The sequence below is a fragment of the Achromobacter sp. Marseille-Q4954 genome (assembly GCF_943737025.1).
Classification (GTDB): Bacteria; Pseudomonadota; Gammaproteobacteria; order Burkholderiales; family Burkholderiaceae_B; genus Achromobacter; species Achromobacter bronchisepticus_A.
This window is the reverse complement of sequence record NZ_CALSFQ010000001.1, coordinates 2168497-2184922: the sequence shown is the minus strand read 5'-3', so window position 1 is coordinate 2184922 and position 16426 is coordinate 2168497. Positions and strand designations below refer to the sequence as shown.

Below are 16426 nucleotides of genomic sequence, written 5' to 3'. Positions count from 1 at the left end.
GCAAAATAGGCAAGTGCCGCGCCATGTCGGCGCGGGCTTTCCGGTCTGCGGGACCCCTGTCGCGAACGTATCGCCGCGGCAGGGCCGGCGGGCTCACAACAGGAGATCGAACATGGCATTGATACTCGTCTGGATCCTGAACGCGGTGGCCTTGCTGGCCGTGGCCTACCTGCTGCCCGGCATCACCGTGGCCAGCTTCGGATCGGCGCTCATCGCCGCGCTGGTGCTGGGTCTGGTGAACATGCTGGTCAAGCCGGTGCTGGTGCTGCTGACGCTGCCGATCACGATCGTCACTCTCGGTCTCTTCCTCATCGTCATCAACGCCTTGTTGTTCTGGTTCGTCGGCTCCGTGCTGAAGGGCTTCCAGGTCAACGGGTTCTGGTGGGCCGTGGGCGGTGCGATCCTGTACAGCATCATCTCTGGCCTGCTCACGAAGCTGATCCCCTAATGTCTGATTCGACTACTCCCGCTTTCAGTCTGGAATTCTTCCCGCCGCGCGACCTGGCCGGCCAGGAACGGATGGTGCGCGCGGCCAAGCAGATGCTGGCCATCCAGCCCAAGTACGTCAGCGTGACCTTCGGCGCGGGCGGTTCCACCCGCGCCGGCACGGCGGACGCCGTGCGCACGCTGCGCAACCTGGGTTGCGAGGCGGCGCCGCACCTTTCGTGCGTCGGCGCCACCCGCCAGGATCTGCGGGACATCCTCCAGGCCTACAAGAACGACGGTGTGCGGCGCGTGGTGGCCCTGCGCGGCGACCTGCCCTCGGGCATGGGCGGCGATGCGGGCGAACTGCGTTACGCCAACGAGCTGGTGTCGTTCATCCGCGAGGAAACGGGCGACTGGTTCCACATCGAAGTCGCGGCCTATCCCGAAATGCACCCCCAGGCAGCCAATCCCTCGGCCGACCTGGACCATTTCGTGAACAAGGTCAAAGCTGGCGCCGACGCAGCCATCACGCAATACTTCTTCAACGCCGACGCTTACTTCGACTTCGTCGACCGGGCCCAGGCCAAGGGCGTGAACGTGCCTATCGTGCCGGGCATCATGCCCATCACGAACCACACGCAGCTGCTGCGCTTCTCGGAAATGTGCGGCGCGGAAGTGCCGCGCTGGATCCGTCTGCGCCTGGCCGAGTTCGGCGACGACAAGGCCTCCATCCGCGCCTTCGGCGTGGACGTGGTCACCGAGCTGTGCCAGACGCTGCTGGACAACGGCGCGCCGGGCCTGCATTTCTACACCTTGAACCACGCGGAAGCGCCGCTGGCGGTGTGGAAGGAACTAGCGGTGCAGGCGTAACAGGCTGCCCCGCCATAAAGGCCAAGCCCACCCGAGAGGGTGGGCTTTTCTTTGGCCGCGCGCCCGGTGTGCGCCGTCAGTCGGCGTACACCCCCGCCTTGCGGATGATGCCGCCCCATTTGTCGACCTCGGATTGCAGCCAGGTCTGCAGGCCCTGCGGGGTCTGCTTGGATTCCGGCACGATCTCGGCGCCCAGTTCCGCCATCTTCTGCGTGAAGGCGGGGTCCTTCAGCGCGGCGCGCAACGCTTCGTTGAACTTGGCGACGGCTTCCGGCGGCGTGCCCTTGGGCGCGTAGACGCCATGCCACACCTTGACCTCGAAGCCCTTCAGGCCATTCTCCTGCAGGGTCGGCGCATCGGGCAGCGTCTTGATGCGGTCCAGCGTGGTGACGCCGTACAGCTTCACGCGGTCGGCCTTGATCTGCGGAATGGTCTGGGTGGTCTGATCGCACAGCACGTCCACCTGCCCGCCCAGCAGGGCGGTCATCGCCGGCGCCGTGCCGGCATAGGGCACGGTGGTGAACTGCACGCCCAGCGATTCCTGCAGCAGCATGCCGCAGAGCTGCGACACCGCGCCCAGTCCGGCGTTGGCCAGGTTGATCTTGTTGCCGTTCTCCTTGGCGTACTTGATGAAGTCCTTCATGCCGTCCGCGGGCAGGTCCTTGCGGCCCAGCAGCGTCATGGGAACGTCGGCCACCTGGCCGACATAGGCGAAGTCCGTCAGCGGGTTGAACGACAGCTTGCGGTACAGCGCTGGCGCGGTGGCCATGCCGTTATGGTGTATCAGGAAGGTGTAGCCATCGGGCGCGGCGCGCGCCACGTGCTGCGACGCCAGCGTGCCGCCGGCGCCCGTGCGGTTCTCGATGATGATGCTTTGGCCCAGCGTCTTGGACATGGACGCGCCCAGGCTGCGCGCCACCACATCGGTCGGCCCGCCCGCTGCGAACGGCACGACCAGCGAAATGGGATGGTTGGGATAGGCGCCTTGCGCGCCGGCGGTGCCAGAGACCAGGCAGGACAGGGCCAGCACGGGCCAGGCTGCGCGCTTGAGCGCGCGCGCGTAGATAGGGGGCATGTCTCGCTCCTTGTGGTGTTGTCGGGGCCCCCAAGGCAAAGCATGACGGCCGGACACCAGTGTGGCGCGACAGCGCCCGGATGAGAATTCGCGGTTCCGCAAGCCGGGTTTCGGCTGCTGGAAAGGAGGGTTTACGCGGAAGGCGATATGAGCGGGGGATTTTCCTGCTCGTCCTGCGAACCGAGTCCGCTGCACGGGAGGGCTGCGGGTTGCAGGCGGTCATGAAAGTAACGGTGAAAAATCTCCCAGTCTCGGTACTGCGCGGACGCCACCTGGAAGGCGCACAGCCGGCCCACCAGGCTGCAGATCCAGTCAGCGCATTGAAGGGTCTGGAACAGGTGGCTTTCACCTTGAATCAGCGGCTCGACCAGCGTTCTGCATCGGTCGGTGGCATCTTCGAACATCGCCAGCGTGCAGGCTTCGACATTCATTTCGCGCCACCGGCTGCCCGCCTGTTGTTCGTCGATCAAAAGCATGAAGGTGGCCTGTCTTGCCGAGAAAAACCGATCCGCGCGTCGGACTATGCGTAGCAATTGCTGCTTGAAGATCTCTGCGGGTTGATGCGATGTCGCGTCTGTTGTCTTTTGCTCACCGCTGTAGATCACGTGTCCGCCGATTTGTCTGATCCGGTTCAGCAAACGCCCCGTTGCGGTCCGCAACTGCTGGTACTTTTCAACATTCCGGACGGTATAGAGTGGTGCGCCTTTCTTTTCCCAGCGGTACGCAGGTTGGTCTTGCCGTTCCAGTTCGAACTTCAATAGATGGCATTTCAGTTTGTAGAAGTAGATGGCGAATTCGCGCACGGTTTCCACAGGCAAAACCAACCCGCCGAATCCGAATACCGGGCTCGTCCGGTGTTTGCCATGATCACGGGAGACGAAGGGTCCGATGTGGCCGAACTCGTCCAGGTACATGACGTAATGCATGACGTAACCCTTTGCCCGATACATGGCTTGTATGCGAATCGAAGCAGTGTAGGGCGCGGGAGACGGTCGATTTTCCTTCAGTGAATGGAAAGATCGCACTCAAATTCATCGTGGCAACGATCATGCCGCACAAGAACACGAAAGCCCGCAGCAGTGAATTGCGCGGGCCTCGGAAGGTGGGCATATGGCGTGCATATACGTTGAAGAAACTCTATGCCGATTCCGGTCGTGCCACAAGGGATCAAGGCGTCCGGAACACGCAAATGTGCGCGGGAACTTGCGGTATCAGACGGAATCCCGGGTTTCAGCCTGGGAGACTCGGCGTGTTCCTGTCGGCAACGGTCCCTAGTTCGCCTGATCCTTCCCCGGATCTTCCGCCAGCACCTGCGGCGCCGAATAGTTCGACACGGGCGCATCCACCGGCTCCGCACGCAGCGGCTGGTGCACGCGGCTGGGAGGGACCAGCGAATCGGGCGAGTCGGGATTGGTCCAGAGCGGGTCCGGGATCTCGGCGAAGACCTGGCGCAGGCGTTCGCCCCAGGTGCCGCGGATCATGCGGAAGTATTCGTTGTGCTCGTCGATGCTGGCGAAGTGCGTGACGCGCAGCGAGTGCGTGTCGTAGACCAGCAGGTCCAGCGGCAGGCCCACCGAGATGTTCGACCGCAGCGTGGAATCCATGGAGATCAGGGCGCACTTGGCGGCTTCGTCCAGCGAGGTGTCGGGGCGCAGCACGCGGTCCAGGATGGGCTTGCCGTACTTGGCCTCGCCGATCTGGAAGTACGGGCATTCCTGGCCGGCTTCGATGAAGTTGCCCGCCGAATACACCTGGAACAGGCGGCAGCGCTCGGTGCCGATCTGGCCGCCGAAGATCAGGTTGACGTTGAAGTCCACGCCCTGCTCGCGCAGGGCCGGGGCTTCGTGGTGGTAGACGCTGCGCACCGCCGCGCCGACGCGGCGGGTCGCCTCGAACATGTCGGGGGCGTTCCAGACGGTTTCGCCGTCTTCGTCGTGTTGGCGCGCCAGGGCGTTCAGCACCGCCTGGCTGACCGCCAGGTTGCCGGAACTCATCAGCACCATGACGCGGTCGCCCGGGCGTTCGAACACGGTCATTTTGCGGAAGACGCTGATCTGGTCGACTCCGGCATTGGTGCGGGAGTCGGCCAGGAACACCAGGCCGGAATCAAGGCGGGCTGCGACGCAGTAGGTCATGATCAGAAATAGGGAAAACCACGCCGCATTGTATTGCGGCGAGGCCGGCGGGATGTTACTGCTGGGCGCTGGACTGGACCTGCACGCTGACCTCCATGGATTCCTGGCCGCCGCCGTTGCGCACGCCGCGCACCGGCGAGGCCGAGTCATAGTCCCGCGCCACCGCCAGCCGGCAGTGGCAGTCCGAGGCGAACTGGCGGTTGGTGATGTCGACGCTGGTCCAGCCCACGTCGGGCAGCCAGACGTCGGCCCAGGCGTGGCTGGCCGCGTGTTCGGCGGTGGTGTACAGGTAGCCGCTGACGTAGCGCGCGGGCACGCCCAGGCCGCGCACGCAGGCCAGAAAGAGGTGGGCGTGGTCCTGGCAGACGCCGTGGCCCATGGCCAGCACCTGGTTGGCCGCGGTGGTGACGTCGGTGGTGCCGGGCTCGTAGGCGACGCGATCGCTGACCGCCGTGGCCAGGGCCAGGATGTCGTCCGGCGTATGCAGGCCGCCAGGCAGCGCCTCGCGCACGAAGGCCATGACGGTGTCGTCGGCCTGGGTCAGCGGCGTTTGCACGCAATAGGCGTGCACCGGCAGGCGGCTGTCCTCGCTGCCCAGCAGGCCGCGTTCCAGCGGCGCCACCAGCACCTGTCCGACCACGCGCAGCTCGATGTCGGTATGGGGCTGGTTGAGCGTCAGCGTGTGCGTGATGTTGCCGTAGGCGTCCACCTGCTTGTCCAGGTCGCCGGGCGCTTCGATGTGCCAGCGCAGCACGCGCTGGTGTTCGTCGTCGCGCGGGGTCAGGCGCAAGGTCTGGATGCTGTAGGTGACCGGGGCGGTATAGCGATAGTGAGTGACGTGGGTGATGATCTGTTTCATTCTGCTCTCCTGCCTAGGCCGACAGCGGCACCAGGAAGTCCTGGCTGATCCGGTTGCCCAGATCGTTGATGCGGTCGAGGAAGTGCTCCAGGTACTGGTGCAGGCCGCTGGCCAGGATGTCCTCGACGCGGCCGTATTGCAGTTCCGCGCACAGCATGCCGGCGCGCCTTTCGGTTTCGGTCGAGCGCTGGTTGGAAACGCGCGCCAGGTCGTCGGCCACCGCGCGCATCGAGGCCAGCAGCGAGCGCGGCATGTCGCCGTGCAGGATCAGCAGCTCGGCCACGCGGTCGGGGGTGATGACGTCGCGGTACACCTTGCGGTAGATCTCCAGGCCCGACACCGAGCTGAGCAACGCCGACCAGCGGTAGAACTCGCTCTGCAGCGCGGCCGCGCCGGCGGGCTCAGTTCGGCCGTCATGGCCGTTGGCGCCGCGTTCATGGAACTTCACGTCCAGCATGCGGGCGGTGTTGTCGGCGCGTTCCAGGTGCATGCCGATACGCAGGAAGTACAGGGCCTCGTCCTCCAGCATGGTGCCGATGGTGACGCCGCGCGCCAGGTGCGAACGGAACTTGACCCATTCGAAGAACTCGCCCGGATTGCGCTCCAGCAAACCCGTATGCAGGTGCTTGAGCAGTTCCAGCCAGGTGGTGTTGTAGGTTTCCCAGACCTCGGTGGTGAGGCTGCCGCGCACCGCGCGCGCGTTCTCGCGGGCGGCGCGCATGCAGGAATAGATGGACGAGGGGTTCTCGGGATCGCGCACCATGTACTGCAGCACGTCGTGCGGCGAGATGGCGGCGTACTTGCTCTGGTACAGGCCTTGCAGCTCGGAGATGCGCAGCACGGCCAGCCACGAGCCTTCGCGCCGCTGCGCGTCCTGCGGCAACAGCGACATCTGCAGGTTCACGTCCAGCATGCGGGCGGTGTTCTCGGCGCGTTCGGTGTAGCGGCACATCCAGAACAGATTGTCTGCGGTTCGGCTCAGCATGTTCAGTCCTCCTCCAGCACCCAGGTGTCCTTGGTGCCGCCGCCCTGGCTGCTGTTGACCACCAGCGAGCCCTCGGTCAGCGCCACCCGGCACAGGCCGCCCGGCACGGTGCGGATGTCCTTGCCGCACAGCACGTAGGGCCGCAGGTCCACGTGGCGCGGCGCCACGCCCGATTCCACGTAGGTCGGCACGGTGGACAGCGCCAGCGTGGGCTGCGCGATGTAGTTGGCGGGGTTGGCGCGCACGCGGTCCTTGAAGGCCTCGACCTCGGCGCGCGAGGCCGACGGCCCCACCAGCATGCCGTAGCCGCCGGAGCCGTGGACTTCCTTCACCACCAGTTCGTGCATGTGGGCCAGCACATGTGACAGCTCGTCCGGCCGGTTGCAGCGCCAGGTGGGGACGTTGGACAGTATCGGCTCCTCGCCCAGATAGAAGCGGATCATGTCCGGCACGTACAGATAGGTGGACTTGTCGTCGGCGATGCCGGTGCCGATGGCGTTGGCCAGCGTGACGCGGCCGGCGCGGTACACCGACAGCAGGCCCGGTACGCCCAGTGCGGAATCGGCGCGAAACGACAGCGGATCGAGGAAGTCGTCGTCCAGGCGGCGGTAGATCACGTCCACCTTGCGGGGTCCCTGCGTGGTGCGCATGTAGACGGTGTTCTGTTCGACGAACAGGTCCTGGCCCTCCACCAGCTCCACGCCCATCTGCTGCGCCAGGAAGGCGTGTTCGAAGTAGGCCGAGTTGTACATGCCGGGCGTCAGCACCACCACGGTGGGATCGTCGCCGCCGTGCGGCGCGACTTCGCGCAGGTTGTCCAGCAGCAGGTCAGGGTAGTGCGCCACCGGCTCCACCTTGATGCGGCTGAAGGCGTCGGGCATCAGCCGCATCGACATCTTGCGGTTCTCCAGCATGTAGGACACGCCGGATGGCACCCGCAGATTGTCTTCCAGCACGTAGAACTCGCCCGCGCCGGCGCGCACGATGTCCACACCGGCGATGTGGCAGTAGATGTCCTCCGCCACGTCCACGTCCTGCATCTCGGGGCGGTACTGGGCGTTCAGGAACACCTGCTCGGCGGGCACCACGTCCGCGCGCACGATGTCGTGCCCGTGATAGATGTCGTGGATGAACATGTTGAGCGCGCGTACCCGCTGCTTCAGGCCGGCTTCCAGCAGACGCCATTCGGCGGCGGGAATGACGCGCGGGATCAGGTCGAAGGGGATCAGGCGTTCGGTGCCGGCCGCGTCGCCCGCCACCGAGAACGTGATGCCGACCCGGCGGAAACTCAGGTCCGCTTCCAGGCGGCGCGCGGCCATGGCCTGCGCGGACTGCTCGTCATGCCAGCGCTCGAAAGCCTGGTAGTGGGAGCGTATGCCGCCGGCGCTGTCGCGCATTTCGTCATAGGCGGCGGGACGGGGTGATCTGTCCTTCATGGCTCCTCCGGTACAGTGCCGGCGGCCGGTCTGCGCGCGGCCGCCGTCCGGCCGATATCCGGCCGGTTGCTAGGGATTAAGCAACCCGCATGCCAGCCTGGCCGGCACGCGCGGGGGCGCCCCTGAGGACCAATATCCTCCGAAGGGCGTTGCTGCGCCATCGCCGCGGCGGCTGAGGCCAGGGGATGGCGTGGGCGCCGGGCGCGGATTGGCCGGGCCTGGCGGGTGGAACGGGGTCAGCGGGGCTGGCGCGGAAATGCCTGGCCAGGGGAACGGGCGGGGCGGCGCTGCCGAAGAAAGCGCGCGGAAGTGCGCGGGCGCCGCGTGCTGCGGCCGGGGTCTGGGCTAGGCCCGGCGGCAGTCTCTATGATAGGCCGTGCACCGTTTTGGTGCAAACCGGTGGGGCAAAGCTGGTGCGTCAGTTCATGCGGAAGCTGTGCAGCGTGGTGCCGCCGGTGCCGCCTTGTTCCAGCGGCGCCTGGGGCACCCAGCCGTCCTGGGTCAGCACCGCGTCCAGCGGGAAGTCGTGGCTGGCGGGTTCATAGCCGGCGTCCAGTTCGCCGCAGCTCCAGGCGATGCCGATGGCGATGAACGGATGGCCGCGGTCGCGCAGCGCGGCCAGGGTGCGGTCGTAGTAGCCGCCGCCGTAGCCCAGGCGATCGCCCTGTTCGGTATAGCCCAGGGTGGGCACCAGCACCACGTCGGGCAGCAGTTCAGCGCCGGCGACGGGTTCCTGGATGCCATAGGGGCCGGCGCGCAATTCGGCGTCCGGCGTCCAGGGCAGGAAGGCCAGCGGGGCGTTGCGTTCGCGCACCACGGGCAGCGCCACGGCTACGCCGTTTTCGACCCATTGCTCGAGCAGCGGGCGCAGGTCGGGCTCGTCGGCCATGGGCCAGAAAGCGGCCACGGTGGCGGGCGCGGGACGGCCCGCGCGCACGGCTTCGTCGCGCGCCACATTCAGCCAGGTGAACAGGCGCGCGCGCATGAGCAGGCCGCCGCGGCTACGCTGGTCTTCCGGCAGTTCGGCGCGCAGTTTCCGCAATCGCGCGCGTAGCGGTACTGCGGTATCCTCTGGAGTATTTTGCGTAGTCATGCGGTGGCTGTAAGAGGGATGGACAAATGATGGCGAATGTGCGGACGCATGCGGACGAACATGTGGATTTCCGGCATGCTGGCGTACGGCAAGGCCAGTGTATGAGGGACAGGGCATGACACAGACTCTGCAACCCGGACGGTATCAGAAAACCGCGCGGAAATCCGGGTCCGCCGCCGCCGCCGAAGCCGCTCCTGGCCTGCGCCGCTGGTTGCCGCTGCTGGCGCTGTTTACCGCGGCCTGTGCGCCCGTGGATGCGCAGCAGCGCAGCGCATCGGTCAACACCCAGCCCCAGCCTCAGCCAGCCGTCCAGGCTGCGCAACCCGCCATTTCCGTTCCGCCCGCGGTGCTGGCCGGCCTGCCGCCGACGTCCCAGACCCCCGCGCTGGCCGCCGTGGTCGCCGCGCGCGAAGCCATGAACCGCAAGCAGTGGTCCGTGCTGGGCGCGCTGGTGCCGCAGGCCAAGCCGGATCCGCTGGGCATGTATCCCGAATACTGGCTGCTGCGCTACCAGTTGTGGACCCCGCCCGCCACCGGCCGGCCCACCGCCGACCTGCAGAAGTTCATCAGCGGCAATTCCGACGCCTACCTGGCCGACCGCCTGCGCGGCGACTGGCTGCTGGCCGCGGCCCGCAGCGGGGACTTCGAAACCGTGCGCAAGCTGGCGCCCGTGAAGAACAGCAATGCGCAGATCGAGTGCGCCATCCTCGATGCCAAGCACATGACCGGGCAGCGCGCCACGGCGGCGCAGGCCGCGGCCGTGTTCGCGCCCGGCGGCGCCTGCTGGGCGCTGTACGACCAATTGGTTGCCGACGGCATCATGGGCTGGGAGCAATTGGAGCCCCAGTTGCGCGACGCCATCGAAGCCAACAAGACGGCCGATGCGCGCAAGTTCGCGCAGTACATGTTCGAGCCGGGCGACCTGAAAACCTATGACCTGCTCATGAAGGATCCCATGAAGTGGCTGACGCGCCAGAGCCGTCAGCCAGTGGGCCGCAACGAGAAGGAACTGGTGACCATCGCCTTGGCGCGCCTGGCGCGTTCGGACGTCAGCGTGGCCGACTCCTACTTGCGCCGCGAATGGGGCAAGTCCGGGGACTGGTCCAAGTCCATGGCCAAGTCGAACCTGGCCTGGGTGCGCGGCCAGTACGCGCTGGTCGCCGCGCTGAATCTCGACAGCCGTGCGGACGACTGGTACCACGAGGCCGGCCACATCCGCATGACGGAGTACAACGCCGCCTGGAAGGTGCGGGCCGCCTTGCGCCAGCCCAAGATCGACTGGAAATGGGTCATCGAATCCATCGACCAGATGCCCGCCTCGCAGCAGGCCGACTCGTCCTGGATCTACTGGAAGGCCCGTGGCCAGGCCGCGCGCGGCAACAAGGAACAGGCCGCCACCGCGTACGCCAGCATTGCCGACCGCTTCGACTTCTACGGCCAACTGGCCGCCGAGGAACTGGGCCGCCGCATCACCGTGCCGCCGCGCCCCGCGCCCCTCAGCGACCAGGAAATCACCGAGGCCCGCGCCAATCCCGGCCTGCGCCGTGCGATCCAGCTGTTCCGCCTGGGCTGGCGCGCCGAAGCCGTGCCGGAATGGAACTTCACGCTGCGCGGCATGAGCGACCGCCAACTGATGGCCGCCGCCGAACTGGCGCGTGCCGAAAACATCTACGACCGCGTGGTCAACACCTCCGACCGCACGGAAAAAGAGTTCGACTTCAGCCAGCGCTTCATCGCGCCCTTCGAGGGCCGCGTCACCGCCAAGGCCAACGCCATCGCGCTGGATCCGGCCTGGGTCTATGGCCTGATCCGCCAGGAATCGCGTTTCATCATGGATGCGCGCTCGCACGTCGGCGCCTCCGGCCTGATGCAGCTGATGCCGGCCACGGCCAAGTGGGTCGCGGGCAAGATCGGCATGAGCAATTTCACGCCCGACAGTGTCAACGACTTCGACACCAACACCGAACTCGGCACCAACTACCTCAACATGGTGCTGCGCGACCTGAATGGTTCGCAGATGCTGGCCAGCGCAGGCTATAACGCCGGCCCGCGCCGTCCGCATAACTGGCGCTCGACCTTTACGCATCCGGTGGAAGGCGCGATCTTCGCCGAAACCATCCCGTTCAACGAGACGCGTACCTACGTGAAGAACGTGATGTCCAACTCGGTGTATTACGCAGCCATGTTCACCGGCCAGTCCCAGTCCCTGAAGGAACGCCTGGGCAACATCGTGCCGCTGGGCGCGGAAAGCACCTCGATCCCATGACGCGGGATCCGGCCACGGACGGCCTGCAGGTCTATATCGTGGGCGGAGCGGTGCGCGATGCACTGCTCGGCCTGCCGCCCGGCGACCACGACTGGGTCGTGGTCGGCGCCACGCCCGAGGACATGGCGCGCCGCGGCTTCGTGCCGGTCGGCGGCGACTTCCCCGTGTTTCTGCATCCGCGCAGCAAAGAGGAATACGCGCTGGCGCGCACCGAACGCAAGTCGGGGCGTGGCTACAAGGGCTTCACGTTCTATACCGGCGCCGACGTCACGCTGGAAGAGGATCTGCGCCGCCGCGACCTCACCGTCAACGCCATCGCGCAGAGGCAGGATGGCGAGCTGGTCGATCCCCTGGGCGGCGCCGCCGACGTGCGCGACCGCATCTTCCGTCATGTTGGCGAGGCCTTCGAAGAGGATCCGGTACGCATCCTGCGGCTGGCCCGCTTCGCGGCGCGCTTTGCCGATTTTTCCGTGGCGCCCGAGACCCTGGCGCTGTGCCGCAGCATGGTCGAGGCCGGCGAGGCTGACGCGCTGGTGGCCGAACGGGTCTGGAAGGAATTGTCGCGCGGCCTGATGGCGGCGGCGCCGTCGCGCATGCTGGGCATATTGCAGCAATGCGGCGCGCTGGCCCGCGTGATGCCCGAGCTGCAAGGCGTGGAACAGACTGCGGTCGATGTGGATCGCGCGGCCTCGCAGGGCCTGTCGCTGCCGGGGCGCTATGCCTTGCTGTGCCGGCTGACGCCCGAACGCGATGCCATGGGCCGTCGTCTGCGCGTGCCTACCGAATGCAACGATTACGCACGGCTGTTGCCGGAGGTGCTGGCGGGCCTCGATGCCGTGGAACAGGGTGGCGATGCTGCCGATGCGCAACTGGCGCTGATGGAGCGCGCCGATGCGCTGCGCAAGCCGGAACGTTTTCTGGATTTGCTGGACACGGCTGCCGTGCTGCGTTCCGTGGACCGCGCGGCCTGGCAGTCGCGCGTGGCGATCGTACGCGGCGTGGATGCCGGGGCCATCGCCAAAGCTTGCGCCGGAGAGCCGGCGCGCATCAAGGAGCAGGTGCGCGCCGCGCGCCTGGAGCGCCTGCGGGCGCAGTGATTCCGCTATCGATTTGAAACGTGGCGGCCATGCATGAGGGCCGCCACGCGTTCTTACAGCTTGCCTAGCCGGTCGCCGCGCGAGAACCCTGCCAGCGGTTCAGTAATGCCGCGTCCCACCGCCAATACCTTGAACAGTTCGCCCATCTCCGATTCGGACAGGAGTTTCTGCACGGGCGCCACGGCCTGCGCGTATTGCTGCACGTCGCTCGGGTCCAGCTGCGCCAACAGATCCATCAGCCCCGCGTTCATCAAGAAGCGGGCCTGCGAGGTATAGCCCAGGACCTGCAGGCCGGCCTCGAGCGCGGCATCCGCCATGGCGGTGAAATCGACATGGGCGGTGATGTCCTGCAAACCCGGCGCGGTGAATGGATCCCCGTGGGCGTGGTGGCGCAGGTGGCACATGAGCGTGCCGCCGGCGCGCTGCGGATGGTAGTACTCGCTGCGCGGAAAGCCATAGTCCACCAACAGCGCCGCGCCGCGCTCCAGCCAGCCGCCCATGGCGGCGATCCAGGCTTCGCCTTGCAGGTTGATCTCGGACACGTAGCCGGGCAGGGCTGGCATGCGGGCGGCGACGGCGGCGGCCAGCGCCGGCGGCGCGGGCCGGTCTTCCCAGACGAAGCCTTGCGCGGCGTCCACCGCCACGCCGCGTTCCAGCACTTCGCCGGTCTCGCTCCAGCGGAAGATCGACACCGGCATCGCGTCCAGCACTTCGTTGGCCAGCACGCAGCCGGCAAAGCGCTGGGGCAGCGCGTCCAGCCATTGCACGCGCTCGCCGAATGCCGCCAGCCGTTCAGCCTGGCGGGCGCGCAGGTCGGCCGACACTTCCAGGATCAGGTAGCGGGTCTGATCCAGGCCCATCGCGTCCAATTCGCGTAGCACGCCTTCGGCCAGGGCGCCGGTTCCGGCGCCGAATTCCAGCACGGCGTCGGTCTGCGTCTGGCGCAGCACCTGGGCCGCCTGGCGGGCCAGTGTGCGGGCGAACAGCGGCGTCAGCTGGGGCGCGGTGACGAAGTCGCCGGCCGGCGCGCGGACGTCACCGTCGGTGTCGGCCAGCTTGACGTTGCCGGCCGCGTAATAGCCCAGCCCGGGCGCGTACAGCGTTTGCGCCATCCAGTGGTCGAACGACAGCCAGCCGCCGTGGGCGGCGATGGTGGCGCGCAGGTGCGCCGCTGCGGCAGCGCTGTGTTCCTGGGCGGCGGGAGAGAGGGCGGGCAGGTTGGCGGGGGCGGATCGTTGCATGGTCGGGCGGTGCGTGGACAAGCGGACATTTTCCCAAAAAACAAACCCCGCGACAGGCGCGGGGTTTGTGTTGGGCTCAAGCGGGCGGATTAGCCGCGGCGGTCAGCCGACTTGCCGAAGCGCTTGGCGGGGCCGCCGGGGCGCTTGTCGAACGAGGGCTTGCCACGGAAACCGCCTTCCGGACGGTCGCCGCCGCGGAAGCCGCCTTCACGTTGCGGACGGTCGCCAAAGCTGGGACGGTCGCTAAAGCTCGGGCGGTCGCCGAAGCTGGCGCGGTCGTTGTAGCTGGGGCGCGAATCGCGGTCGCCGCCACGGAAACCGCCTTCACGCGGGCCGCGCTCGCTGAACGGGCGGGCATCGCGCTGGGGGCGGTCGCCATAGCTGGGACGGTCGCCGAAGCTGGGGCGCGAATCGCGGTCGCCGCCGCGGAAGCCGCCTTCGCGCTGGGGACGGTCACCGAACGGGCGGTTGCCCTGGTAGCCGCCTTCACGCTGCGGACGGTCGCCGAAGCTGGGGCGATCGCTGAAGGAACGGGCCGGGCGGTCGCCGAACGGGCGATTGCCTTGGTAGCCGCCTTCGCGCGGACCGCCCTCGCGGTTGCCTTGATAGCCGCCTTCACGCGGCTTGAACTCGCCACGCGGGCCGCCGAAGGAACGACCCTCGCGGTTGCCCTGGTAGCCGCCGCCGGGACGCTTGCCGAACGGCTTGCCGCCGCGCGGGCCGGCGCCGCCAGCCGAGGGACGCGGGGTGCGCTTGGGTTCCAGGCCGGCGATCACTTCAGGGGTGATCGATTGGCCGATGTAGTGCTCGATGCGGCGGACCTTGTGGCGCTCGGAATGCGTGGCCAGCGTGAAGGCCAGGCCGCTGCGGCCGGCGCGGCCGGTACGGCCGATACGGTGCACGTAGTCTTCGGCTTGCATCGGCAGGTCGAAGTTGACGGCGTGGCTGATGCCTTGCACGTCGATGCCGCGGGCAGCCACGTCGGTGGCGACCAGGATGCGCAGTTGGCCGCGCTGCAGTTGCGACAGCGTGCGGGTGCGTTGGCGCTGGTTCATGTCGCCGTGCAGGGCGGCGGCGGCAAAGCCCTGGTCGGCCAGGCGGTCGGCCAGATCGTCGGCGCCGCGCTTGGTCGACGTGAAGACGATGGCCTGGTCCAGCGAGGCGTCGCGCAGCACGTGGTCCAGCAACTGCATCTTGTGGCTGGCGTCGTCCGCGTACAGCAGGCTTTGCGTGATGTTGGTGTGCTTTTCCTTGGCGCCGGCGATCTCGATGCGCTGCGGCTCGCGCATCATGCGCGAGGCCAGCTTGGCGACGGTGCCGTCCAGCGTGGCCGAGAACAGCAGCGTCTGGCGGCCTTCCGGCAGGCGGCTGACGATGGTCTCGATATCTTCGATGAAGCCCATGTCCAGCATGCGGTCGGCTTCGTCCAGCACCAGCGTGTGCACGGTGTTCAGCTTGACGCGGCCCGAGTTCAGGTGGTCGATCAGGCGGCCCGGGGTGGCGACCAGCACGTCCACGCGGCGCGACAGCGCCTTCAGCTGCGCGCCGTAAGGCATGCCGCCCACGACGGTGGCGGTGCGCAGGTCGGCCAGCTTGCGGCCGTAGGTGGCGGTGGCGTCCGTGACTTGCAGGGCCAGTTCGCGGGTCGGGGTCAGCACCAGCACTTGCACGCCGACGCCCTTGTTGGCGGGCATCTGGGCGATGCGGTGCAGGGCCGGCAGCATGAAGGCCGCGGTCTTGCCGCTACCCGTCTGCGAGGACACCATCAGGTCGTGGCCAGCCAGCGCTTGCGGAATGGCCGAAGCTTGGACAGGAGTGGGGGAGGTGAAGCCAGCGTCTTGAATGGCCGACAACAGAGCGGGCGCAAGACCCAGGTTTTCGAAAGACATTACTTTCCCTTGCCGCAATCAATGCGACGCAGTGCTTGGTCGGGCCAGGGGATTAGGCGGCCGGATCCAGGCGACGGTTGATGGAGCATCGTGCCGACCGAATCAACCGTGCGCGTGGCGCGTTCTCGTGTGCTGAGTGGAACGCAGGGCGAAAGGAAAGGAGGTCAGGAATCGATGATAGTTCGGCATGGGGCCGGGACTGTGTCACCCGGCAGACTGCGAAAACTTCCGCTAAATCAAGGCGGTAAATGCCGAACTCGTTTTGTGCAGTGCGGCGATCATAACCCGAATTCGCCCTGCATGGGAATTATTTTTTTGTCCAGCGCCCAATCAATAGGGTTTTTCCCTTGGTTGGTCAGCCACTGATTGGTGGCCAGGAAATGGCCACAGCCCAGGAAGGGCACCGGGGGCCTTCTGGCAGACAGAGGGGAGGGGTGGTTGGACATCAGGACCAGGTGGCCGCTGTTGTCCGGCAGCAACGCCCGCTTGGCCTGGGCATGGGCGCCCCACAGCATGAAAACCTTGGGCGACGGGTCGCGCGCGACCAGGGCGATCAACGCGTCCGTCACCGTTTCCCAACCGCGCTTGGCATGCGAAGCGGGCTGGCCGTCTTCCACGGTCAGCGCGGTGTTCAGCAGCAACACGCCCTGATCCGCCCAATCGCTCAGATCGTTGCCCGCCGGCACGCGGGTGCCCGGAAACTCCTGGACGATCTCATTGAAGATGTTGCGCAGGCTGGGCGGCCGCTTGCAGTCGTCCGGCACCGAGAACGCCAGGCCTTGGGCCTGGCCCGGGCCGTGATAGGGATCCTGCCCCAGGATCACCACGCGCACGTCCGACGGCTCCAGGCCGTGCAAGGCGCGGAAAGGCGTCGCGGGGTAAATGGTCGCACCTTCGCTCAGGCGCCTTTCCACATGTGCGGTCACGGCGGCCAGGGCATCGGCCACAGGCTTGGCGGCAAAAGCCTCCTGCCAGGCGGCTGGCAGTTGCGCCGTCTGGGCGGAGAGGGCTAGGGGAGTCAGTCGGTTGTCGGTCGGCATGGGCGGGATTTTGG

Annotated in this window: 14 protein-coding genes; 4 read left to right on the top strand and 10 right to left on the bottom strand. The window is 67.1% G+C overall.

What is annotated here, in order from left to right:
- Window positions 1-112: 112 nt before the first annotated feature.
- Both NGK62_RS10250 and metF read left to right on the top strand, forming a co-directional pair.
- On the top strand, window positions 113-448 hold the full coding sequence (locus NGK62_RS10250; protein ID WP_006389784.1) for a phage holin family protein: 336 nt from the start codon (window positions 113-115) through the stop codon (window positions 446-448).
- Window positions 448-1296, top strand: coding sequence for a methylenetetrahydrofolate reductase [NAD(P)H] (metF, locus tag NGK62_RS10245; protein WP_059374132.1), 849 nt, complete (start codon window positions 448-450; stop codon window positions 1294-1296). Before NGK62_RS10250 ends, metF begins: the two co-directional genes overlap by 1 nt.
- A gap of 76 nt (window positions 1297-1372) precedes the next feature.
- On the opposite strand, the gene NGK62_RS10240 is transcribed toward metF, so the two are convergent.
- The 7 genes from NGK62_RS10240 to NGK62_RS10210 form a co-directional block, all read right to left on the bottom strand.
- The gene (locus NGK62_RS10240; protein ID WP_118933257.1) at window positions 1373-2371 is read right to left on the bottom strand and encodes a tripartite tricarboxylate transporter substrate-binding protein; all 999 of its coding nucleotides are present in this window, start codon (window positions 2369-2371) and stop codon (window positions 1373-1375) included.
- Between the two features lie 131 nt (window positions 2372-2502).
- Window positions 2503-3297, bottom strand: coding sequence for a DUF3800 domain-containing protein (locus NGK62_RS10235; RefSeq protein ID WP_251878247.1), 795 nt, complete (start codon window positions 3295-3297; stop codon window positions 2503-2505).
- Between the two features lie 345 nt (window positions 3298-3642).
- On the bottom strand, window positions 3643-4506 hold the full coding sequence (locus NGK62_RS10230; protein WP_059374135.1) for a proteasome-type protease: 864 nt from the start codon (window positions 4504-4506) through the stop codon (window positions 3643-3645).
- A 55-nt stretch (window positions 4507-4561) separates the two neighbouring features.
- Window positions 4562-5365: a transglutaminase family protein gene (locus tag NGK62_RS10225; RefSeq protein WP_118933255.1), complete on the bottom strand. Its 804-nt coding sequence runs from the start codon at window positions 5363-5365 to the stop codon at window positions 4562-4564.
- A 13-nt stretch (window positions 5366-5378) separates the two neighbouring features.
- Window positions 5379-6350, bottom strand: a complete 972-nt coding sequence (locus NGK62_RS10220; protein WP_059374137.1) for an alpha-E domain-containing protein — start codon at window positions 6348-6350, stop codon at window positions 5379-5381.
- Between the two features lie 2 nt (window positions 6351-6352).
- Window positions 6353-7786: a circularly permuted type 2 ATP-grasp protein gene (locus NGK62_RS10215; RefSeq protein WP_251878246.1), complete on the bottom strand. Its 1434-nt coding sequence runs from the start codon at window positions 7784-7786 to the stop codon at window positions 6353-6355.
- Between the two features lie 418 nt (window positions 7787-8204).
- A complete protein-coding gene (locus tag NGK62_RS10210; protein WP_059374138.1) occupies window positions 8205-8879 on the bottom strand; it encodes a 5-formyltetrahydrofolate cyclo-ligase in 675 nt (224 codons plus the stop codon).
- 115 nt (window positions 8880-8994) lie between these two features.
- Here NGK62_RS10210 and NGK62_RS10205 point away from each other — a divergent pair, with 115 nt between their 5' ends.
- Window positions 8995-11145 (top strand): lytic transglycosylase domain-containing protein, encoded by a 2151-nt coding sequence (locus NGK62_RS10205; RefSeq protein ID WP_059374139.1) that lies wholly within the window; start codon window positions 8995-8997, stop codon window positions 11143-11145.
- Window positions 11142-12242, top strand: coding sequence for a tRNA nucleotidyltransferase/poly(A) polymerase-related protein (locus tag NGK62_RS10200; RefSeq protein ID WP_251878245.1), 1101 nt, complete (start codon window positions 11142-11144; stop codon window positions 12240-12242). The genes NGK62_RS10205 and NGK62_RS10200 overlap by 4 nt, the downstream gene beginning before the upstream one ends.
- 53 nt (window positions 12243-12295) lie before the next feature.
- Here NGK62_RS10200 and NGK62_RS10195 read toward each other — a convergent pair whose 3' ends face one another.
- The 3 genes from NGK62_RS10195 to NGK62_RS10185 form a co-directional block, all read right to left on the bottom strand.
- Window positions 12296-13483 carry a class I SAM-dependent methyltransferase gene (locus NGK62_RS10195; protein ID WP_251878244.1) on the bottom strand — a complete coding sequence of 396 codons (1188 nt, stop codon included), beginning with the start codon at window positions 13481-13483 and terminating at the stop codon, window positions 12296-12298.
- Window positions 13484-13572: 89 nt separating this feature from the next.
- Window positions 13573-15372 (bottom strand): DEAD/DEAH box helicase, encoded by a 1800-nt coding sequence (locus NGK62_RS10190; RefSeq protein WP_251878243.1) that lies wholly within the window; start codon window positions 15370-15372, stop codon window positions 13573-13575.
- A gap of 278 nt (window positions 15373-15650) precedes the next feature.
- Entirely contained in the window at window positions 15651-16412 is a 762-nt protein-coding gene (locus tag NGK62_RS10185; RefSeq protein WP_118933251.1) for a uracil-DNA glycosylase, read from the bottom strand.
- Window positions 16413-16426 lie beyond the last annotated feature (14 nt).